Raw genomic sequence first — 23,542 nt, 5'->3', positions numbered from 1 at the left:
TTGTTTGATATTCACCTAAGCCTCATAGAATTCTAAGCTATTATAATATTTCGTCCATTACTTTTAGCATTATACATCTTTTCATCCATACATCTAATATAATCTTTTATGTTTTCTCCAGTATATTCAGCAACACCGCCACTAATTGATATGCTTTTTTCAAGAGGCTTTATCTTCAATCCAGCAACTTCTTGTCTACATTTTTCAGCTATCATATATGCTTCATTCACTGAAGTATTTGATAGTATGACCATGAATTCTTCACCACCGTACCTACCTATAACATCATCTTCTCTTACTATTTTCTGTAAACATTTGACTATCTCCTGCAAAGCACAATCCCCTTCAACATGACCATATGTATCATTAATACTTTTAAAATTGTCAACATCAAATAGTATTGCTGCAAAAGGAGTATTTTCTTTATGGAACAATTGCTCATTTTTTTCTAATTCTTTCATTAAATATCTATAATTATATATTCCAGTCATTGAATCCGTAATTGATAGTATCTCAAATTCCTTCTTTTTTATTGCATCATGTAGTAATTCATTTGTTTTATTGGTTAATAAATATATTATGACATATGATATTATAACTAACATTGCATAAGTAGTATAACTGATAATAAAATCTTTGAACAATCCTCCAATACGTTGTGATATCAAGTTATTTTGCAATCTTTGATAAGATCTGTAGTAACTTGTTAATCCTAACACAACCACATCTAAGATTACTGTAATAGTATTTAGTTTATTAGAAAAATACATACAGCTTATCAATAATGGAAATATCCATAGAATCAATACCATATAATCATATTCTATATATATCATAGGTAACATCATCACCACTAGAAACAATAGTAAATACTTGAACCACTTTTTTTTATGAACATGTACTATGGTCAGTATTCTAGGCATAATCAATAGAATAAAAGCAGTCACCATTGCCATTATTGCATCTACCATATAATATATAAATACTCCAAGTAATTGTAAAACTATTACTAACGGAATAACTATTATAGCAAAATAAAATAAAACTTTTGCTATACGATAGTTTACTTTTACTTCATTATCAAATAATAGCTTTTCTTCACTATAATAAAAATTATCTTGCATCTATATTCCCCCAGTACTCGTTACTTGCCTCAAAAGATGTTTGGAATATATTATTTCATTAGTAACTCGTTACTTTTAATATTAACATAATTATTAATTATCATAAAGAGAATTTTTATACTTAATTTAGTTATTTTGTAATTATTAGGTAAAAGAACCTGAGCTGAAAATATATTGCAGTCTATTAAATTAATAAAAAAGAGTAACCTTAATTAATATTTCATTAAGCTTTACTCCTTTTATTAATCATCCTCTTACTATTATTTCAGAATTATTTCTTTTATTTTCTTTTTCAATAAACTTCTTGTGTAATAACAGTGATCCTCCCGTTAAAGCAATTGTAATAACACATGCTACTATGAACACAGGCGAAGTAGGTTCTGTTAAAGTTGAACCAAAACATGTAGCTGCTACCATCCTAGGCAATAAGCCAACTATTGAACCCACAATATATTTTTTATAGTTAATACTCATAGCTCCTAATGACATACTAACTATATCTCCAGGTAGAATACCTATCATTCTCAGAATATAAGGTAAAAACCATTCGTTCTTAGTTTTCATCGTCTTTAACTTTTCTATGTTTTTATATCTTACTGATAATCTATCCAACAAATCTTTTCCGCAAAATCTACCTAACAAATAAGGTATAGATAAACTAATAAACAATCCAACTAGATTTACGATAATACCCCACAAAGGTGGAAATATCATTCCTGAACTAATATAAAGAGCCATCAAAGGTATTACTACACTAAATGATTTTATTAAAAACATTCCAATAATAGTAAGTGCAGCTAAAAAATAATTATCAGGAACATAGTTAAATATATCTTCTGGCGTAATTTTCCCCCAATAATAACTTACTATAGCCGCAATAAGCACTATGTAAAAAACGGAAAATAATTTTAAAATAAGTAAAATCAAATTAATTCGCCTGTCTCGTTCCAAAGTATCTTCCTCCTAAAATGATTTGAAACATCCATTAACTAGTCACTGTAAATATAGATACTTTACTTACTGGATATATATTTAACTATTATTTATTGTGAGGTATTATATAACATTTATTTGTTTTGTATTAAATTATTGATTGGCAACTTTGCAATTAATGCATCCATGAGATTCTTGCCAAAGTTCTTCTGCTACTGGTGCCCACTTTTCGGCAACTTCTTTAGTTTTGTTAGTAAGTTCATCTACATCTTCTCTATCCATTGGTTGTGTAGAAAGAGCACCTGAATCATGTACCATTTTTTTAAGCATCTCTGGGTTATCAAGTAGTGGACAAGGTCTAAGCATATTATCGTTAAAAGGTTGATGTCTCTTATATTGTTTGAATAAAGGTTGCTTAAGTGCTTCTAATAGGCTTACTTCTTTTATATTAGCATTTGAATAATGAATGAATGCACAAGGTTCAACATCCCCATTTGCATTGATATGAAGATAATTTCTTCCTCCAGCGATACATCCATCAACATATTCTCCATCATTCCAGAAATCCATAGTAAAAATGGGTTTTGTTTTTCTATATTCACGTACTTTATAGTACATATCTTTCCTCTGTTCAGGTGTTGCTAAGAGATCTAATACAGCATCTTTTCCTAATGGCATATATGTGAATATCCATCCAAAATAGCAACCTTTTTCAATCATAAAATCCATGTATTCTTCTGAAGATACTATCTCTTCATTTTTATTATGATAACAAGTAGAAAAACCGAAAGGAATTCCATGTTCCCTCAAAATATCCATTCCCTTAATAACTTTTTTATATGTACCTTTTCCTCTTCTCATATCTGTTTGCTCTTCATAACCTTCAATACTTATCGCAAATGTAACATTACCAACCTCTTGAAGTTGTTTTGCATATTCTTCGTCAAAAAGAGTACCATTAGTGAATGCCAAGAATACACAATCATTATGTTCTCTTGCAAGCTTGATTATATCATCTCTTCTAACCATAGGTTCTCCACCAGAGTAAATATACATATGTGTACCTAATTCTTTACCTTGTTTAACTATATTACTTAATGTATCATAGTCTAATGAATCATTTTTCTTATACTCTGCTGCCCAGCAACCGATACATTTTAGATTACATGCAGATGTAGGATCCATTAATATTGCCCATGGTATGTTACAATCATATTTTTCTTTATTTTCGTTCAAAAGTTTAAGTCCTTCTATTCCAGCATTAATAGTAAAGTTCATTAAAAGTGTCTTTCTAATGTTAGGATGAATCCTAGTCAATATTCTTTCTATAAAATCATGCCATATACAATCTTTATCTTGCCACATATCAATAACAGCCTCATATTGATGCCTTTGGCTTGGTAACATTGGAATTTTACCAGCCCAATCAATAAGTTTTGGAAAATTAGCTACAGGATCTTTTTCTAAATATTTTATTCCTTCTTTTATTGCAACCTTACTTAAAAATGATTTTGGTGATTTCATAAAAATGACCTCCTTTAATTTTATGAGATAATTGCATATTTATGAAGTTAAATCTGCAAATCATCTTCTATAATTTAAAAAGACTTTTATGACAACTGCAAATTTTTTCGTCTGCATTTTGTCATAAAAGTCTTGCTTTCCATTAAGGACTATAAAGCCAGGTATAATATACCGCGGTTGTTGACTTTATAACTTTGAAGCTACTCCCTTTTAACAACATTTATCTATGTAATATTATTAACTCTACACTAATATATATAATACTTGTATAAATTATTACAAAACTCGTTGAGTATTTAAAAAGATGATATAACTGATAGTATACTTTCACTCAAAAATCCTTTTTCTAGTGATACTTGATTCAATATAGACATGATCATCGAGTATTCAATCAATTGTTTTTTATCTCTCTTAGAATTAACCATATATTTTGCTTTTTCTACAACAATATTATTAATGGACTTATTCATTTCAGCGATTCTTTTTTTAATTCTATCAAACATTTCTCCTTCTTCTCTCATTAGGGCAAACCACATTTCAATTAGAAGTAGTAAAATATTATTATTATTAAATTCATTATCCCATTTATTAGTTAGATATTTTATTTTTTTAATTAAAGTCATCTCTTCATCCTTAGATATATCTATGATATCTCTTTCAAGAGTTCCTATAACATATAATACAGTATGTTCAAATATCTCATCCTTATTTTTAAAATAATGATAAATTGTTGTTCTCTTCATATTACAACTTTTGGTAATATCAATCATACTTGATTTGTAATAACCTTTTTTCACAAAAATATCAAATGCTTTTTTTATTATTAGAGTTCTTATAGCTTCTGTATCGACTATTTTAGGCATAATCATTTCCCTTTCTTTGACCTAAAAATAATGCAAATAATTATTACGGACACTAATGACTAAAATAATTATATACTATTATAGTCACTAGTGTCAATATAAATTACTAAAATTATTGAAATAATTATTTAATTTTTATGCTTTATGATTTAAATTATCTGCATTGCGACTTGTTGTATCTTTAGAGTTTTTAATCTTACCATTTACACTCCTATTATTATTATGACTTTTTGATAACCCACCAAGAGTTCCATTTTTATCTTTTACTTTTTCTTTTGCCATTATAGCCCTCCATGTTTTTTAGTATTGTCAGTTACAATACTACTTCTATTTCATATGCTTTAAAAGTAGTACTTTCCTATAAGTAAAGCTAGTAACCTATTACGATTACTAGCTTTATTACTTATAAATGCCGATATAACCCATTACATCTAAAACAGTTACGTTAAATAACATCAATTAAATGTACATTGGCTCTAACACCTCACTTATAAGTCAGCGTAAAGTTAGTGAAATGAATCACTAACTTCACAATAATATTTTATCCATAAATATAAATTATATTCATTATTATAAATTTTTTATCCTACTCTAAGCTCTAATCTTAGCTTGTCCGCTATTAAAGCTATGAATTCGGAATTAGTTGGTTTGCCTTTACCATGATTTATTGTGTATCCAAATAATTTATCAATGGTATCCATTTTTCCTCTTCCCCATGCTACTTCTATTGCATGTCTGATAGCCCTCTCAACTCTGCTAGGTGTTGTATTGAATTTCTTTGCTATAGATGGATATAATAATTTGGTTATAGAATTAAGTATGTCCATATCGTTAATAGCCATTATTATTGCCTCTCTAAGGTATTGATAACCTTTTATATGTGCGGGTACTCCTATTTCATGAATTATATTGGTTACTTCAGCCTCTAGACTTCTTGCTGAATAACCTTTTTCTGTTTCATGAACAAAATCATTTCTTCTATCACGTTTAATTATCTGCATTTTACCTCTTAATTGTCTTATTCTTTTAACTATTGTCTCATTATCAAAAGGTTTCATTATATAATATTCCGCTCCAAGATTAAGTGCACTAGATGTTATTTTTTCTTGTCCCACTGCTGTTAACATTATAAACATGGGAATTTTTTTAATGTCCTTATCTTCGTACATTCTCTCTAATACTCCTAGCCCGTCTAGTTGTGGCATAATAATGTCAAGTAAAACAACATCAGGTTCTTTTTCCTTAATTTGTTTACATGCATCTTCTCCATTATTAGCAACTCCAACTACAGTGATATCCTCTTTCTGGTTTAAATATTCAGATAGAATAGTACACATTTTAACACTATCATCTGAAAGCAAGACTTTGATTGTATCGCTCAACCTTTTTTCCCCCTTCTCTTCCCTGAAACGATATTACGTTCCAATTTATTATCTTATGATATCCTGTTTATTCATTTATATAGAGAATACGTTACCATATGACATGTTATAATTATAATACTATCTATATATTAATTCAATAAATAATATTCGCAAGATTCGACATACACCTAATACATATTCTCTCTATATATTATTCTTCAATTAGCATATTTTCTATAAAAACACCATATCCTTTTTTAGAATCTTGAACAAACACATGAGTAACTGCGCCTATCAATTTATCATCCTGGATAATAGGACTTCCACTCATTCCTTGAATAATTCCATTAGTTTTTTTTATCAACTCTTCATCAACAACCTCAATTATCATTCCTTTATTAGATTCATCACCTAAATATATTTTTTTAATCATTATCTCATAATCCTTTAATTTACCGCTAACATCACTTCTTATGAAGGCTTTTCCTTCATGCACATCATATCTAAAACCTATTGGAACTATATCATCTTCTAGAACTTGGTCGATTCCTTCATTAGATGTTTCTCCAAATATACCGTGTGATGTATTCTTTTTTATTTCTCCCAAGCAATTTCCTTCGCCACCAACAATGATTCCAGATATCTCTCCTGGGACACCATTTTCCCCTTTTTTTATTGTTGTAATCATTGTATTTACTACTTCACCAGTCTCAATTTCTATCAATTGCTTTGTGTCAACATCTGTTATACCATGTCCTAATGCCCCGAAAGTTTTTTTATCTAAATCTATATAAGTCATGGTTCCAATTCCTTGAGTATCATCTCTGACCCAAATTCCAATTTTATATTCATTATTTTCTATAGTTTTGACAGGGGTTATGTCAATTTTTTGTTTTTCATTATTTCTTGTAACTTCTAATTTTATCGGTTCTCCCTTATTTTCCTTCACAATTTCTATTAATTCTTTTTTTCTTGATATTTCTTTTCCATTTACTGCCTTGATATAATCACCTGTATACAGTTTGCCTTTTGCAGGATTATACTTTTTTCCATCTTCACCATATACTAAACCAGTTCCAAGGACTAAGATTCCATCTGTATATACAGTAACACCTATGGTTTTACCTACTGGTACGACTCTTTTTTTATCTATTACATCAACTTTTACTCTTTTTATAGGCAATATACCAAATAATTTTAGTTCTACATCAATGATACCTGTTTTTTTAGGTTTAATTGTAAAAGATTTTTGTAGATTAAGTACAAGATTATCTTTGACAGGTTCCCTATTAACCATTACAACGCCTTCTAAATTTCCATTTATTTTAGCATCTAATGGAACATTAAATAGGAAGTCTCGTTCTTCATTAACTAAAATTTTTATTTCACCTGGTAAATACCTGTTTATAAGTAGATTTGATCCAACATTAATTACTAAAATGATTAATAGACTAAAAAATAGAAAAATTCTAAATCTGTATCCTTTGCTTCTCATCTTTTCACATCCTATTTACTATTTCTTTTGGGATTTTTAATATTCCTCATTATTTATGTACTATTAAAATTCCCTTACGCAAATTTTATTATGCTAGCAAATAGAATCAATATATGAAATTATTAACTATCCAAACAAACCAGAATTTCTCTATGTTTTTACTAAAAAATATGATTTACCTTGCATAAAAAAATCAAGAATTAAAATTCTTGATTAGGATATGCATTATTATGTAATTTAATTATAATCTGTATAATGTTGAATGGATTCTTATGAGTCTATATAATTAATTCATATTAATTTATTTTTTTATTTCCTTAGCAAAATTTTTCATTTCCTTAGCATTCGCAATAACAGCTTCAGTTATTTTAACACCACCAAGTAATCTTGCTAACTCATTAATTGATTTATCCTTATTTAATTTGTTTATTAAAGTATGTGTAACATTGTCTTTTACTTTCTTTTGAATAATAAAGTGAGCATCTCCCATGGCAGCAATTTGCGCCAAATGGGTAATACATATAACTTGATGTTGTTTTGAAATCTCAACCAATTTTTCTGCAACCAAACCAGCTGTTTTTCCACTGATACCAGTATCGATTTCATCAAAAATTAATGTTTCAATTTCATCACTATTAGCTAGTACAGATTTGATAGCTAACATAATTCTTGATAACTCTCCACCTGATGCAACCTTACTTAATGATTTTAAAGGTTCTCCTACATTAGTGGAGATCAAGAATTCTATTTCATCCCATCCATATGCATTAAATTTATTAGAATTATTAACTTCTATCATAAAATTAGTATTTATTAGATTAATGTGCCTTAGTGCATCTAGAATCATTCTACTAATATACTTTGCTTTTTCTTTTCTAATTTTGGTTAAGCCAGTACAATAAACTTCGATTTCCTTTTTCAATTTATTGATCTCACTATTAACTTTATTTATATGCTCTTCATAATTTATTAATTCTTCTAAATGTTTATCTTTCTCTTCTTTGTACTGTAGTATTTCTTCTATAGTATTTCCATATTTCATTTTTAAATTATTAATTATATCAATTCTATTTTCAATTTCTATATATCTTGTTTCATCTAGTTCAAAATTACTTATATAATCATTAATATCTCTATTGAGATCACTTATCATAATTTCAATACTTGAAATTTGTTGTTGCATATTCAAGATGTTTTTATCTAAAGTCATTATCCCAGATAGTAATCTTACTGCTTCACCTACTTGATCTACTGCACCAGCTGTATTATTACTATCTCCATTAATATAAGTATATACTTCTGACATTGATTCAATTATTTTTTTGCCATTTGAAAGCAGTAAATACTCTTCTTTCAGCTTTATATCTTCGCCAATTATTAGATTAGCTGAGGTTATCTCATTTATTTCGTATTCCAAAAAAGATATTTCTTTTTTTCTAGTTTGTTCATCCAGCATAAAATGATCAATTTTACCATCCAATTCCACGTAATGGTTATATTTTCCTCTTAATTTTTCTTTTAAATCAAGAACATCCCCACCGCAAAAAGTATCTAGTATTGATAAATAATTCTTCTTATTCAACAGAGATTGATGCTCATGCTGTCCATGAATATCAATAAGTTTTGTAGAAATAACTTTTACGATGGATGTAGTTACAACTTGTCCATTCATTCTAAAAACACTTCTACCATTAATATTAATTTTTCTAGTAATTAAGAGTTCCTTGCTATTATCCATGTTAATATCGTATTCATGCAATTTATTTAAAACAATAGTGTTATCAACAAAAAATAGTAGCTCAATCAAAGCACTATCACAGCCTGTTCTTATCATATCCTTGCTTACTTTTCCACCAAGGACAGCATTAATAGAACCAATGATAATAGATTTTCCTGCCCCTGTTTCACCAGTTAGTATATTCAAGTTATCATCAAAATCAACGTTGATTTCATCAATTAGAGCAAAATTTTTCACATGAAGATGTATTAACATATCAATTTCCTCCCTTGACAGAAAGTTAGTTTAATGGCATCATGCCTGATTGAATCTATATATTATTGTTGACCAATTTATTCATTTTCTCCATAATTCTAATAGCATCATTTTCTGTTCTTACAGCACAGAAAATAGTGTCATCACCAGCTATACAACCAACTATATCGTCAAAATTAAGTGCATCAATAGCCGCAGCTACAGCCATAGCCATACCAACTAGTGTCTTTAGGACAATAATGTTACCTGCACGATCCATAGATGAGAAACCATCCTTAAATACTCTAATAAATTTTTCATTCAATTTGGTTTCTTTATTTTTTAATACAACATACTTTTGCTTTCCATCTGATGTAGCAATCTTAGTTAATCTTAATTCTCTGATATCTCTTGATATAGTTGCTTGGGTTACTATAAACCCTTCCTCAATAAGTTTACCTGCTAAATCTTCCTGAGTCTCAATATCATATTGATTAATTAATTGAAGAATTTTAGTTTGACGTTCAATTTTCATCTATTCTCCTCCTAGTTTAATAATAATTAGGAATACCCTTCCCTATAAATATAAGATGAATCTATAATAGCTGTCTAAACTAGCAATTACCTAGTTTTTTTCTTAGAATTGTATAAAATCCGTTTTTATTACATGTAATTAGTTTAGCACTTCTGTAAGAGTTTGATATAATGATTTTATCTTTTTGATCTACTTTAAAACTTTCTTGACCATCAATAGTAATCATAGTATCGTCATTCCAACTCTTCCTGTTATTTTCTAGTGATATTTTAACCACATCATTATTAGAAAGCACAATACTTCTTGACATCAATGTGTGAGGGCATATAGGTGTTATAACCATCATTTCATTCTTAGGGTCCAATATAGGACCTCCAGCAGACAAATTATAAGCTGTAGAACCAGTAGGTGTAGAAACAATTATTCCATCTGCAGAATAGTTATTAACATGTCCATCATTAACATAAATACTGTATTTCATCATTCTAGATATAGACGTTCTAGCTATTACAATGTCATTTAATGCAACTCCTATTAAATCTTCTTTATCATTAATTAATCTTTTTACATCCAACATCATTCTCTTTTGGATATAATAATCACCTTTAATGATTTTTGATAGAGTACTCAATGCATCTTTTTTTTCTACCTCTGCTAAAAAACCTAGATTACCTAGATTTACACCAAGTATAGGTAAATCATATTTAACTAGATTTCGTGCTGCATTAAGAATGGTGCCATCTCCTCCTAATACAATAGCACAATCAGCATCAGTATACATCTCATCTTCTGATAAGCTATATTGCTCTTTATTAATACAATTAGCTACATCAGCAGGTAAATATATTTTACAATCATTTTTTTCTAACCAATCAACAATTAACTTTGTTGTCTCTAGTTTTTTATCCTTGGTTAGATTAGGTATTATTACAAATTTATTCATAAAACCATCCTTCTGTAATTAAGGTAACACTTATTATACTATTTTTATAAAATCCAGTATACGTTCCCTAAATAATGGCACATTTATATTTTATAATTTTTCGTGAGCTTTATCAACTATTGTTTTCACAATATTGTTAATTTCTTCATCATTTATTGATGGTTGCTCTTTTGTAGTCAAGTAAAGCAAATATTCAATATTTCCCTCCGGACCTTTTATTGGCGAAAAACTCACATCTTTTATAAAGAAATTTATTGATAAAACATATTTCATAATTTTTATGATAACCTCTTCGTGAACAGCACTATCTCTTACAACACCTTTTTTACCAACTTTTTCTCTACCTGCTTCAAATTGAGGTTTTATAAGACAAACCATTTCACTATTAGTACTCATCAATTTTTTAACAGGCTCTAATACCTTGGTTAAAGATATAAAAGAAACATCAATAGAAACAAAATCCACTTCATCTTGTAACATATCTTTTGTAACGTATCTAACGTTTGTTTTTTCCATACAGACAACTCGTTCATCTTGTCTTAACTTCCAAGCAAACTGTCCATAACCAACATCTATGGCATATACTTTTTTTGCACCACTTTGAAGCATACAATCTGTAAATCCTCCAGTTGAAGCCCCAACATCTGCACATATTTTGTTTTCAAGTGTCAAACCGAATTCTTTTACTGCTTTGGCTAGTTTTAATCCACCACGGCTTACATATGGATTAGGATTTTTTTTAACAATTATATCCGACTTAATATCAAATTTAGTACCTGGTTTATCTTCCCTTTGATTATTAACAAAAACATTTCCAGTCATAATAATTGATTTTGCTTTTTCTCTTGAATCAGCAAGACCCTTATTAAAAAGTAATATATCAAGTCTTTCTTTTTGTACCATAATTATATACATTCCTTCCGTTAAAAACAAATTATCAGTATATATATTATTTATTGATGTATGTCATAATTCTATTATATATACTTTCTTCGTCTAACTTACATAATTTTATTAATTCATCTCTTGTTCCGTGCTGTACAAAATTGTCTTCTATACCTATACATACGACTCTTGTATTAATTTGTGTATCAGATATATATTTTACAACATTATTTCCATAACCACCAGAAATAACATTTTCTTCTATAGTAAATATATAATCATGGTTTCTGGCAATCTCTTCAATTAATTCCTTATCAATAGGTTTTACAAACCTAGCATTAATTAATGAACATTTAATATCCTTTTCTTCTAGCAAAGCTGAGACATTGTATGCTGTTTGTGTCAAGGTACCAACACCGATAATGGCTACTTCACTACCTGCTTTAATCATTTCGCTCTTCCCATAGATTATATCTTCATCATATTCCTCTAATTCCTGAGAAGCTTTTCCCTTAGGATATCTAATCGCTACTGGTCCGTCATAGTCTACTGCAAACTTTATCATTGATTGTAATTCACTTTTATTTTTTGGTGTCATCACTGTCATATTAGGCATATGGCTCAAAAATGATATATCAAATATACCTTGATGTGTTTCTCCATCCTTACCTACCAAACCAGCTCTATCAATTGCGAATATTACAGGAAGACGTTGCATACATACATCATGTAATATCTGATCATAAGCTCTCTGTAAGAATGATGAATATAATGCCACTACAGGTTTAATTCCGCTAGCAGCCAATCCAGCTGCATAAGTTACAGCATGTTGTTCTGCTATTCCAACATCTATAAATTTATCAGGAAATTTTCTTGCGAATTTGTCTAGTCCTGTACCTTCAGGCATTGCAGCAGATATAGCCACCAACTTTTTCTTATCATTAAGTAAATCTATCAATGTATCACCAAGTACTCTAGAGTAAGTGTCTGTACAGGATACGCTCTTGGGTCTACCATTTTTAATGTAAAATGGATTGGTTCCATGATATTTGGTAGGGTTCAATTCTGCTGGCTTAAATCCCTTACCTTTTATTGTATTAACATGTATGAGTACTGGTTCATTTAGTCTTTTAGCTTGATTGAATGTTTTAATTAGTGCAGATATGTTATGTCCATCTATTGGACCTAGATAAGTAAATCCTAATTCTTCAAATAGCATTCCAGGTATGACCAACTGTTTAATACCAGATTTGACATCTCTAATTACCTTAACAACTTCCTTACCTATTTTAGGAATTTTAGTGAGAGCTTTTTCAACTTCTTCTTTCATTTCTTTATATACTGTACCTGTTCTTATTGTATCTAAATAAGACGATAATCCACCTACATTTCTTGAAATGGACATTTGATTATCATTAAGTATCACAATAAAATTAGAATCAAGTCTTCCAGCATTGTTTAATGCTTCAAAAGCCATTCCTCCTGTCATAGAACCATCGCCTATTATAGGTACTACATAATTATTTTCATTCAATAATTCTCTAGCTTTTGCAAAACCAAGAGCCGCTGATATAGATGTTGAGCTATGTCCTGTTTCAAATACATCATGCTCACTTTCTGCTCTTTTAGGGAATCCACTTAGCCCATGAAATTTTCTAACAGTCTTTATTTCTTCTTTTCTACCAGTAATCATCTTATGAATATACGTCTGATGACCTACATCCCATACCAACTTATCGTATGGTGAATTAAAGCAATAATGCAGAGCTAATGTTAGTTCTACGACTCCTAGATTAGAACTTAGATGTCCACCAGTATTACTTACCACTTTTATTAAATATTCTCTAAGTTCTTTTGCTAGTAGATTCAGTTGGTCAATTTCCAAAGCTTTAATATCACTAGGACCATTAATCCCATCTAATATTTCATTCACTTTTTTTCAACACCTTTACTTATCTTTTAAAATACAACTAATTTTCTAATATATATAAGTTCAATATATATACCTTATGATTTATTGTTCTTATTTTGTTTCCTGACCAAACTATAGATTACACCTAATTTATAAACTATTAAGTTAGAGTGCCTTAGTGCAATTTCTTTACCTATAGCTTTCCCCCCTACTGTAATTGCAGCAATCATTCCAGTAAGAAGTACATTTATAATAGTATTTTGTATCTCAAATTTAGATATTAATTTGATAACAATGACTCCAGTAGCAAGTCCTGATATAATCCCCGATATATCTCCTATTACATCATTAAAGAAGTTAGCTACAGCTCCAGCATTCCTAATAATAGTTATACTCTCTTTTGATCCTCTTACCTTGCTAGCAGCCATAGAATGAAACGGCGTTTCTTCTGCTGCAGTAACCGCAATACCTAGCAAATCAAAAAATACACCTAACAACACTATTAATAATACAATAAAAATAGCACCATATAGGCTTACCTTATCCATAAGTACTAGTGAAATATATCCAAGTATTATGGCTGTTATAAATGTAATGATGGTTATTATCAAAATCCATAAAGTATTTATTTTTTTATGGGTATATAAACTTCTAAACTTTACTTTAGCTTTATTTTTACTCAAATTATTTTACCTCGATTTGTATTCAATAAAATCTTTTTATGTAATTAAATATTAACATGAATTAATACTAAAGATAGCAAATTTAGTAAATTTTGCGGCTTATAGTCCAGCAGGTTTTCCCGAATTAATACTTTCTTGTCGCCAAAAAAGTGGTTCCCCATTAAATTAATTCCTACTATGTCACCATAAGTAGCGCTAGATCACCTTACAACCACACTGTAATCCTAAATGAGCTTCATAAAAATGAACAGCCTAGGAGTTTTCCTCAGCGATATCATTTAATCCCTAGCCTCTTTAGCGAAAAAAAGTTTCAAGTAACAATATCTGCTCAACTTTTGGCCAAAAGTTTTGCTCTTAATTTACTATTCCCTTTATTCCACGCAAGGCAGGCTACTCTGTCCACAGCTTTCGCCGCATGACAGGTTTACTCCCGCGCCGTAGATAGCTGTATCTAACAGTTTCCACATACGCAGGTCTCCACGACAAAAGGGTCCACGCCCACATGCCATTGTGGATCGCCCTTATGTCTTAACTCCCAGCATAAGCCCGCGACTGGGCGTCACCAGCCAACACCAGGAACTTCATCGATATGCCCTTTTACGGATTTTTAGGCCCGTCTTCGAGATTAGTGATACCAACTAGGATACCGCATCTTTAGTATATCCAATAATATATCATATTTCAAAATAAATCAAGTATCATTAATTAACAAATTTACATATTTATATTTTATATTAACATTTTTTACACAATAGGTATAATTTAATTGATCAAAAGGGCTATAACAACACCTAGAGCAGCTCCAACTAATACTTCCATATATGTATGTCCAAGCAATTCCTTTAACTGCCCGTCAATCTTTACTCTATAAGTTCCCAAGGCTTCAACTATATTGTTAATTGCTCTTGCTTGTTTTCCTGCCGCCATTCTAACTCCAGCAGCATCATACATAACAATAAAAGATATTATCATCAATCCTCCGAATATAGGATTCCCATATCCTAAGATTTCCCCAACTGAAAAAGTGGCTGCCATCACAGAGGCTGTATGTGAACTAGGCATACCCCCAGAGCCCATAATTCTATCCATTCTAATTTTCTTTGTTTTAATTAGACAAGTAAAAAATTTAATACCCTGTGAAACAAACCAAGCAACAACTGCAGCTAATAAAACTCTATTCTCTGTAATAGTATAAAAGTTTTCCACCAAATACACCTCATTTTTTTCTGTTTCTCAGATATAAAATAAATTCTTCTAAAAATTCTTTATCGTTACTTTCAAAACTATTCAAACTATCTAATGCTTTTTCAATTAATTCATTCACTATCTGTCTTGATTCATCTATCTCTTTTATAGTGACATAAGTATTTTTGCCATTCTTATTATCACTACCAACTTGTTTTCCTAGTTCTTCTGTTGTACTAACAATATCAAGTATATCATCTTGAATCTGGAATGCTAATCCAATGCATCTGCCAATTTTTCTAAAAGTTTCTACTTTTTGCCCACTAGCATTAGCAAGTATTGCACCCGCAGTCAATGACGCTTCTATTATAGCAGAAGTTTTATGGATATGAATATAGTTTATTACATCCATAGTAATTTCACTTTGGATAACATCCACTACTTGTCCGCCTATCATTCCTTTTACTCCAGCAGCTTTTCCTATCTCTTTACAAGCTGTCAATTTTTGCTTAGACTTGGATTTATTTTCTTTCATACAAGCATCAATCATTATTTCATATGCACTATTAAGAAGAGCATCTCCCGCTAGAATAGCAATATCTTCACCATATTTTTTATGGCAAGTTAAAATACCTCTTCTATAATCATCATTATCCATGGCAGGTAAATCATCATGAATCAAGGAATATGTATGAATCATTTCCATTGCTGCCATAAAAGGCTCTATCTCTCTTATATCATTACCGCCACATATTTTATATGCTTCTAACATTAATACAGGACGTATTCTCTTACCTTTTGCCATTAGACTATACTTCATTGCATTATAAACTACTTGGTCATATAATGAAGTGCTTTCTGGCATATATTTTAATAAAATTTCTTTTACTGTTTTCTGTTTTTCATTTAGTTCCTTACTACAATTCATTATTCTGTTCATTTCCTTCCGTAAATAACATTACACAATCTTTAGTTTTCATCTTGTACGATTTCTATTTCTTTTTGGGTTTTATCTATTTTATTATTACATTCTTTTAAAAACAACATACCTCGTTTGTATAACTCAAGGCTTTCTTCAAGAGTTGTTTCTCCTGACTCTAGTTGTTCAACTATTTTCTCCAAACTATCTAAGTTTTCTTGAAAAGTTAATTTATTACTCATAGCTACCCCACTTTCCACTTTCAATCTTTTTAACCTGAGCCTCTACTTTTCCATCATGTAATTGTATTAATAGAGTCTCTCCCATATTAACATCAGTTATACTTTTCACCTGACCATCCACATTTTCTATATAAGAATAACCTTTTTCTAAATTAGTTACAGGAGATAATACACTTAATTTGTTTTGTAGTAAACTAACATAGTTTTTATTATTATTAATCAATTCCTTTATTCTTCTATTTAATCTGTCTTCAAGTTCTGCCAGGTATTGTCTTTCCTTTAATACTCTCATCGAAGGACTATTAAAATCAAGCTTAACCTTATTAAGTTCAATAGCCTTTATACAGGATTCAATCTTCTGATTTATGCTGTTTGTCAACTTGTAATTATATTTTTCTAATATGCTGTCTATTTCATCAAAAGCTGGAATAGCAAGTTCAGCGGCAGATGAAGGGGTTGGTGCTCTAAGGTCAGATGTAAAATCTGATATTGTAAAATCTGTTTCATGACCAACTGCTGATATTATGGGGGTATCAGCTTCATAGATAGCTTTTGCAACTATTTCTTCGTTAAAACACCAGAGATCCTCTATAGAACCTCCACCTCTACCAATAATAATAACGTCAACATCTGCAATACCATCTAGATATTCAATTCCTCTTACAATATTACTTGCCGCTCCCTCTCCTTGTACGAGGGAAGGATATAATACAAGACCTATATACGGGTTTCGTCGTTTTGATACATTGATAATATCACGAACAGCCGCTCCTGTATCAGAAGTTACTATACCTACTTTTCTTGGGTATCTAGGAATTAACTTCTTATTATCCAAGTCAAAATATCCTTTTCTTTGGAGATCTTCTTTTAATATCTCGAATTTCTTATACAATTCTCCCATACCATCTGATTTTATTTGCTGTACATAAAGTTGAAATGTTCCTGCTCTTTCATATACAGAAATATAACCTCTAGCAGTAATGTTAATTCCATCTCTTAATTCACATTCTACAAAGTCACGATAGTTCTTAAATACAACACAGGACATTGCACTATTATTATCCTTCAAAGTAAAATAAACGTGTCCTGAACGATGTATTTTACAATTGGAAATCTCACCTTTTATCCAAATATCATTTATAACATAATCATTTACAAATATTTTCTTAATATAGGCATTAACCTGTGATACTGAAAAAATGCTTTTTTTCATTAATATCCCCTCTTATGGTTTTAGTTCACAACTTTAGCAAGTATTCCGTTTACAAAAGATGATGAATGGTCTCCACCATACTTTTTAGCAATCTCAACTGCCTCATTTATTGCTACATTAGTAGGTATCTCTTCGTCAAATTTTATTTCGAAAATAGCTACTCTAAGTATACTTACATCCACTTTGGACATTCTACTTATGGACCAATTCTCAGCACACCCGTTAATCATTTCATCTATAGTCTCTAATTTTTCATATATAGATATAGCTTTATCTTTTATATATTCCTTTGCAGTATCACTTGTTTCTAACTCATTAATGTATACCTCTACTCTATCAGTAAATCTTTCTTCTTCATTAAATTCCATGGCAAATATTAGTTTAAAAATATGCTCTCTCATGATCCTTCTATTCATAATGTACCTCCTGGGATTAAATATATATTGAATAAATATTTTCATTACATTTTAATACCCTTAAATATAAATATCTAAGGGTATCTTTATTATACTATATTTAGTTAATTGTACAAGCAAATATTAAAAAAATTAAGGTTATAGCCTATTTTTCAAGTTATAAACTACATCTAATTGCTTTTTTCAACGTTAACACCAGCTACTCTTATGTTAATTTCATCAACATCAAGCCCTGTCATAGTCTCAACAGCATTCTTTACTTTTTCTTGAACACTGTTAGTTACTTCAGGAATACTACTTCCAAAATCAACAATTAGAGACAGTTCTAGTGAAACATCTTTTTCTCCAACATCAACTAAAACACCTTTTGCCAAATTCTTTTTACCAAGCATTTCAACTAAATCGCCAGTAAAATTACCTACCATACCAGCTACTCCTTCTACTTCAGTAGCAGCTAATCCAGCTATTATTGCTATAACTTCATCAGCAATATGGACTTCTCCGACTTTATCCTTTTCATGTATTTTAACGGTTTGTCTATCCATTTAATAAATCCTCCTATCTCAGCTATTATTTTATTATATGAATTCATTCATGCTATTTTAATAAAACCATTTCTAGGTTAATTATAACAAATCTCATAGCTTTTGCAAATTATTTTTTCTATAATTTTAGGCTTCTATGTAATAGTATTCTTTACATAAAAGCCTAATTTTATATTTATTTATTGTGATTTGGTAACATCCAATAATGTAATCACAATATTTTCTGCATTGACTCCTGTTTGTCTTCTTACAACATCTTCTACTTTTGCAAGATCTGCTTGAGATAATTCTTTTGCATTTATAACAACATCTACTTTATCATCAATCATTCTAACAAAGACATCTTTAAATCCTTTAGCCTCTAATATTGATTCTGCAGCAGCTTCTTTTTCAATTCTATCTTGAAGATCAATCATTTCTTTAACTGCTTCTACTTTATTTTCATCTTTTAGATTCTGGTTATCAATAACTGATAGATATCCTTCTTTTAATTTTGAATAATCTTGTTCTCTATCAATTTTAGCTTGTAAGAAATAACCTGCCTGTATTGTATTACCACTTGTTAAAACAGCTTCTCCTACATTATTATCATTTTCTTCTGAAGAAGTTTCTTTTACTTCTTCCTTCTTATCCACTTTATTTTCTGGAGCAGTTGAAGCTGGTTCTGTTGATTTATTTTCTCCTTCTGGTTGTTTTTGCTCTGGTTGAGCCACATTATCTTTTGATGGTTCTTGTTTTGATACATCATCTGCATTTTCGTCAACTTTTATATCCGTATTCGCATTATCACTATTAGGTACCAGCGCTGTTGGTGTTGTAATATTATCTTCCTTTTGTTCTTCACTCTGATTATTTGCTACTTCTTGTATAGGAGTACCATCCTTTGTAAAACTAAGATATCCTGCTATCGCAATCATAATAACCAAAGCAGTAATTATAATTTGATTCTTTTTAAAAGTTTGCATAATTATTCCCCCTTATTTTGAACCATTTTCATTACTTCTATTTTATGCATAGGAACGTCTAATAATACTTTAGCCGCATTAATTAAGTTTTTTTTAACAAGTATATCATCACCGCCTTCAGCTATTATTACAACGCCACTAATCTCTGGTTCAAGTTCTTTTAATATGATTGGTTTAGTAGAACCATCGGAGTTATTAATAAGTACAGTGGCTTCTCTAGAATCTGTTTGAATATTTTGTCTTGTTCCACCTTCACTATCTACTTCATCAGATTGTGTTTTTGAATTTGGGATATCTTTATTTATGACTATTTCACCGCTTGTTTTTAGCATAATTATTACTTCAATTTTACCCACACCATCAATATTGGCAAATTCCTTCTCAAGCCTTTTTTCAAGTTTTTCCTCATATGTTTGAGGATCACTCGCTTTATATGTATTAGGTGCTATGATACTATTATCTACCTTTGCATTATTACCTTGTTTTATAAAATTCTTGGAAACCATTAGAAGCAATAGTCCTGTCAAAAACATAATGAAGAGAAAGCTTATTCTTTTTTTATCCTTTTCACTCTTATTCCCTTTTGTAAAAAAATCCAATTTCATTTTTGCAAACATGCATCAAGCACATAAATCAATGTACTCGGCACTTTCTCCTTTCAATTTTCTTTTGTGCATTTATTTATGTATTTGATGCACAAATCAAGGTTGAAAGTTTGTTTCGACCTTATCTCCTGTATTTTTAGGTTAAAAACAAAGTGTAAAAACAGTTAACATGTCTCTATAGTAATATGTATATTATTAGAGGACAATTTATAGAAGTTTTTAATTATTTTTTTTATTTTTTTTTCTAATAAAATATCTTCTGATGATCTTAATGTTTGATTATTATTCGAATCCCCTATAAGAACCTTCTCAATTTTTATTCTTTCTATTTCAGAATCTTTTTTTCCAATATATTCACTATTCACTGTTAAATATACCTCTCTTATGGTTCCATATTCCTCATTGTTGATATCTTCTTCTACCTCTACTGACGCATTTATTATAGAAATGTTTTCATCATCTAGTAGTCCTTTTATATGACTTGCAATTTTATTCTTATAAATTTTTAGTGTTATCCCATTTTGAACATCCAAATATTCATTATCAATTCCTTGTGTATTAGAAGAGTTAATTTTAAATTCATTTTTAATAACATCCAGATTAAATTTTTCTATTATCCCATTATATTTAATAATTGGATTTATTATAATAATCATTAAAATAATTCCAGAAAACAATCTAAAATACTTCTTCATGTTTCCACCAGGTATCAAATATTCTAATATCTTGGCTAACAATAAAAAAATGACTATGTTTTTTATAAAACCATAGAACCAATCCATATTTTCATTCCTTCTTCAGTTGATATTTTATCTTAAGTAAGCTGTGACATTTGTTGCATTCAAAATTATCGTAATTGTTATAATGAATAAAAAAGCAGTGATAATAACTATTCCCAGTAGTATAAAACATATGTCTCCTACGTTAGACAAGCAATTAACTATACGCTTATCCGATATGGGTTGAATTATTGCAGAAGCAAATTTATAGAGTAAAGTTACAACAAGTATTTTTATTATTGGTATCAAGCATATTATAATGATTATTATCAATGCAACTATACCTATCCCATTTTTTATCAGAACAGCACATCCTAACACTGTATCGGCTACGCCACTTAATGTAGTACCCACAAAAGGAATAGCTGATACTGCAACTTTCACGGATTTATTAGCTATACCGTCTATAACAGGTGTTGTGAAACTCTGCATTGTAAGAACTGCTGCAAAAACAATAACTAGAATCTTTATTCCCCAATTGACAATATTCTTGAACAGCTCCACCATCTTTGATAAAATACTTTCTTCTGTGATACTATTAATAATCTCAAGAACAATAATTACATACACAAAAGGTATAACATATCTTAGAATAATACTTTCTACTACATTGATTATTATGAGCATTATCTGGCTATAAAGAAAAGTGGAAGTATAATTTCCCGATAATGCCGTAGCTGCAAATAAGCTAGGTATCAATGTTTTAATAAATGTTTGCAGATTAGATATTACATTCAACGCTATATTATTTAATATATTATAAGACTTCAGTATAATAGTTGACATTAATAGAAAAACTACGAAATAGCCAACTTCACCTACATATTTATTATTAAAAGCAGTAGTGAAATTAGTGAATACTGCTGCAATTAAAGCAATTGCTATAAGTTCTATTATTAATTTTATATTTCCTTTTACCTCTATGAAGATATTATCTATAACTAGTACAAACATATCATTGAAATCCAAGTCCAAGTCTCCGGTAATAACCTTATTCAATGTCTCTCTAAAATCTATTTTCAACCCACTATTATTATTAAGTATTTCATCTACTGCTGATTGAATATCATCATATTCAATAACTTTTTCCTGCTCTGATAATATACTATCAATCTCTGATGAAGCAAACACACTTATAGATGATATTTTTAAAACTATAACTATCACTAATAACCATCTAATTCTTCTCATAGTATTCTCCTAATTCACTTATAACTAATTGACCTTATAACTTATATACCTATACTAAGATATTAGTTATCATATTAATAATTGATAGTATTACGGGCATTGATATAATTAATATCATTATCTTCCCCACCATCTCTATTTTACTTGCAATTGCTTGTTGCCCCGCATCTTTACATAATTGAGCTCCAAATTCTGTTATAAAAGCAATCCCCAGTATTTGCAGCAGTATCTTGATATATATATCATTTATATTAATTAAGCCAGTAATTCTGGATATTAGATCTAATATTACTCCTAACTTATCGATAATAATAAAGAATATAACTATACTAGCTGCAATACCTATATAAATGCCAAATTCAGCATTACTTTTTTTTAGTACGACTATTAATATTGTTGATACAATACCGATAATGACAACTTGTACAGCTTCCATCAAAACATTCCTTTCAAATTAATACTTATTTATCTATAAATATTGAACTGGGTCATAACTGAAATAACGTCTGTATCTTTTCAAAAAGTTCACTAATATATTCCACAATCCAATAAAGGACAACAACTAATCCTGCTAAAGTAGTTAACATAGCCTGTTCGTCTTTTCCCGCTTTTTTTAATAATTGGTTTAATACCGCAACCACTATTCCAACTGCAGCTATTCTAAAAACAATAGATATATCCATTATTACCCTCCCCTCAGAATAAGGCCGTTAAAAATTATCTTTTGCTATATAAAAAGTACAATAACCAATATCCCACCGAGAACACCAAGGCTCCTATATAATTTGTTGTATTTGGTATCGTTTTCCATAGTAACTTTTATTTCTTCACCTATTTGTTCTAGAAGTAAATTGATATTATTATTTTGCATTTCTTTATCTAGATAACCTATGTTTTCACTGAATATCATTATGTTTTTAATATCTACAGGACTCAAATAAGTTTTTTTCAATATTTCTTCAGCTTTTTTTTTCCATACTTCTGTCAATGTTTTTCCTGAGTTAAGTTTTAGTTCTTCTGCTATGGACCTAAAAAAATCAGCTATCTCGTGGTCAAATCTTTTACTGATATCCTCTAACGCTTCAGGCATAGGAGATAATGAGTAATTGATTTCACCTCTTAATAATATCAATGCTTTTTTTAATGTTCTAAGATCATTGCTTCTTCTCATGTAACTTTTACTATAATATAAACCTATAAGTGATGATGATATGAGTATTAGAGTAGCACCTAATATTTTTGAAATCAT

26 protein-coding genes are annotated in these 23,542 nt (G+C 29.6%); all 26 read right to left on the bottom strand.

Annotation, left to right across the window (positions count from 1 at the left end):
- Positions 1-32: 32 nt before the first annotated feature.
- The 26 genes from ACX6CF_RS11015 to ACX6CF_RS10890 all read right to left on the bottom strand — a co-directional run bounded on the left by ACX6CF_RS11015 (position 33) and on the right by ACX6CF_RS10890 (position 23,542).
- A complete protein-coding gene (locus tag ACX6CF_RS11015; protein ID WP_458785376.1) occupies positions 33-1,124 on the bottom strand; it encodes a GGDEF domain-containing protein in 1,092 nt (363 codons plus the stop codon).
- A gap of 246 nt (positions 1,125-1,370) precedes the next feature.
- Entirely contained in the window at positions 1,371-2,075 is a 705-nt protein-coding gene (locus tag ACX6CF_RS11010) for a TVP38/TMEM64 family protein (protein WP_458785375.1), read from the bottom strand.
- 135 nt (positions 2,076-2,210) lie between these two features.
- On the bottom strand, positions 2,211-3,581 hold the full coding sequence (locus ACX6CF_RS11005; RefSeq protein WP_458785374.1) for a radical SAM protein: 1,371 nt from the start codon (positions 3,579-3,581) through the stop codon (positions 2,211-2,213).
- Between the two features lie 296 nt (positions 3,582-3,877).
- Entirely contained in the window at positions 3,878-4,444 is a 567-nt protein-coding gene (locus tag ACX6CF_RS11000; protein WP_458785373.1) for a TetR/AcrR family transcriptional regulator, read from the bottom strand.
- Between the two features lie 135 nt (positions 4,445-4,579).
- Positions 4,580-4,726: a hypothetical protein gene (locus ACX6CF_RS10995; RefSeq protein ID WP_458785372.1), complete on the bottom strand. Its 147-nt coding sequence runs from the start codon at positions 4,724-4,726 to the stop codon at positions 4,580-4,582.
- 299 nt (positions 4,727-5,025) lie between these two features.
- Positions 5,026-5,781, bottom strand: coding sequence for a sporulation transcription factor Spo0A (gene spo0A, locus ACX6CF_RS10990; protein ID WP_458785450.1), 756 nt, complete (start codon positions 5,779-5,781; stop codon positions 5,026-5,028).
- A gap of 238 nt (positions 5,782-6,019) precedes the next feature.
- Positions 6,020-7,303: a SpoIVB peptidase gene (gene spoIVB / locus ACX6CF_RS10985; protein WP_458785371.1), complete on the bottom strand. Its 1,284-nt coding sequence runs from the start codon at positions 7,301-7,303 to the stop codon at positions 6,020-6,022.
- A gap of 301 nt (positions 7,304-7,604) precedes the next feature.
- On the bottom strand, positions 7,605-9,296 hold the full coding sequence (gene recN, locus ACX6CF_RS10980) for a DNA repair protein RecN (protein WP_458785370.1): 1,692 nt from the start codon (positions 9,294-9,296) through the stop codon (positions 7,605-7,607).
- Positions 9,297-9,351: 55 nt separating this feature from the next.
- The gene (gene argR, locus ACX6CF_RS10975; RefSeq protein WP_458785369.1) at positions 9,352-9,810 is read right to left on the bottom strand and encodes an arginine repressor; all 459 of its coding nucleotides are present in this window, start codon (positions 9,808-9,810) and stop codon (positions 9,352-9,354) included.
- Positions 9,811-9,889: 79 nt separating this feature from the next.
- Positions 9,890-10,753, bottom strand: coding sequence for an NAD(+)/NADH kinase (locus ACX6CF_RS10970; protein ID WP_458785368.1), 864 nt, complete (start codon positions 10,751-10,753; stop codon positions 9,890-9,892).
- A gap of 90 nt (positions 10,754-10,843) precedes the next feature.
- Positions 10,844-11,656, bottom strand: a complete 813-nt coding sequence (locus ACX6CF_RS10965; RefSeq protein WP_458785367.1) for a TlyA family RNA methyltransferase — start codon at positions 11,654-11,656, stop codon at positions 10,844-10,846.
- Positions 11,657-11,702: 46 nt separating this feature from the next.
- Positions 11,703-13,571: a 1-deoxy-D-xylulose-5-phosphate synthase gene (gene dxs, locus ACX6CF_RS10960; protein WP_458785366.1), complete on the bottom strand. Its 1,869-nt coding sequence runs from the start codon at positions 13,569-13,571 to the stop codon at positions 11,703-11,705.
- A 74-nt stretch (positions 13,572-13,645) separates the two neighbouring features.
- Positions 13,646-14,233, bottom strand: a complete 588-nt coding sequence (locus ACX6CF_RS10955) for a hypothetical protein (protein WP_458785365.1) — start codon at positions 14,231-14,233, stop codon at positions 13,646-13,648.
- 762 nt (positions 14,234-14,995) lie between these two features.
- Positions 14,996-15,439, bottom strand: coding sequence for a divergent PAP2 family protein (locus ACX6CF_RS10950; protein ID WP_458785364.1), 444 nt, complete (start codon positions 15,437-15,439; stop codon positions 14,996-14,998).
- A 10-nt stretch (positions 15,440-15,449) separates the two neighbouring features.
- Positions 15,450-16,346, bottom strand: coding sequence for a polyprenyl synthetase family protein (locus ACX6CF_RS10945; protein WP_458785363.1), 897 nt, complete (start codon positions 16,344-16,346; stop codon positions 15,450-15,452).
- A 41-nt stretch (positions 16,347-16,387) separates the two neighbouring features.
- The gene (gene xseB / locus ACX6CF_RS10940) at positions 16,388-16,597 is read right to left on the bottom strand and encodes an exodeoxyribonuclease VII small subunit (protein WP_458785449.1); all 210 of its coding nucleotides are present in this window, start codon (positions 16,595-16,597) and stop codon (positions 16,388-16,390) included.
- Positions 16,572-17,792 (bottom strand): exodeoxyribonuclease VII large subunit, encoded by a 1,221-nt coding sequence (gene xseA / locus ACX6CF_RS10935; protein ID WP_458785362.1) that lies wholly within the window; start codon positions 17,790-17,792, stop codon positions 16,572-16,574. The genes xseB and xseA overlap by 26 nt, the downstream gene beginning before the upstream one ends.
- Positions 17,793-17,812: 20 nt before the next feature.
- Entirely contained in the window at positions 17,813-18,208 is a 396-nt protein-coding gene (nusB, locus tag ACX6CF_RS10930) for a transcription antitermination factor NusB (RefSeq protein ID WP_458785361.1), read from the bottom strand.
- Between the two features lie 170 nt (positions 18,209-18,378).
- The gene (locus ACX6CF_RS10925; protein WP_458785360.1) at positions 18,379-18,753 is read right to left on the bottom strand and encodes an Asp23/Gls24 family envelope stress response protein; all 375 of its coding nucleotides are present in this window, start codon (positions 18,751-18,753) and stop codon (positions 18,379-18,381) included.
- Positions 18,754-18,932: 179 nt separating this feature from the next.
- The gene (locus ACX6CF_RS10920; protein WP_458785359.1) at positions 18,933-19,718 is read right to left on the bottom strand and encodes a SpoIIIAH-like family protein; all 786 of its coding nucleotides are present in this window, start codon (positions 19,716-19,718) and stop codon (positions 18,933-18,935) included.
- Positions 19,719-19,720: 2 nt separating this feature from the next.
- Positions 19,721-20,335: a hypothetical protein gene (locus ACX6CF_RS10915; protein ID WP_458785358.1), complete on the bottom strand. Its 615-nt coding sequence runs from the start codon at positions 20,333-20,335 to the stop codon at positions 19,721-19,723.
- Positions 20,336-20,487: 152 nt separating this feature from the next.
- Positions 20,488-21,105: a stage III sporulation protein AF gene (locus tag ACX6CF_RS10910; protein ID WP_458785357.1), complete on the bottom strand. Its 618-nt coding sequence runs from the start codon at positions 21,103-21,105 to the stop codon at positions 20,488-20,490.
- A gap of 27 nt (positions 21,106-21,132) precedes the next feature.
- Positions 21,133-22,293: a stage III sporulation protein AE gene (locus ACX6CF_RS10905; protein WP_458785356.1), complete on the bottom strand. Its 1,161-nt coding sequence runs from the start codon at positions 22,291-22,293 to the stop codon at positions 21,133-21,135.
- A gap of 49 nt (positions 22,294-22,342) precedes the next feature.
- On the bottom strand, positions 22,343-22,729 hold the full coding sequence (spoIIIAD, locus tag ACX6CF_RS10900; RefSeq protein WP_458785355.1) for a stage III sporulation protein AD: 387 nt from the start codon (positions 22,727-22,729) through the stop codon (positions 22,343-22,345).
- Positions 22,730-22,781: 52 nt separating this feature from the next.
- A complete protein-coding gene (gene spoIIIAC, locus ACX6CF_RS10895) occupies positions 22,782-22,976 on the bottom strand; it encodes a stage III sporulation protein AC (protein WP_458785354.1) in 195 nt (64 codons plus the stop codon).
- A 44-nt stretch (positions 22,977-23,020) separates the two neighbouring features.
- Positions 23,021-23,542, bottom strand: coding sequence for a hypothetical protein (locus ACX6CF_RS10890; protein WP_458785353.1), 522 nt, complete (start codon positions 23,540-23,542; stop codon positions 23,021-23,023).

It is taken from the genome of Vallitalea sediminicola (assembly GCF_054408565.1).
Note: the sequence above shows the minus strand (reverse complement) of the source record. Positions and strands in the feature narration are given on the sequence as shown.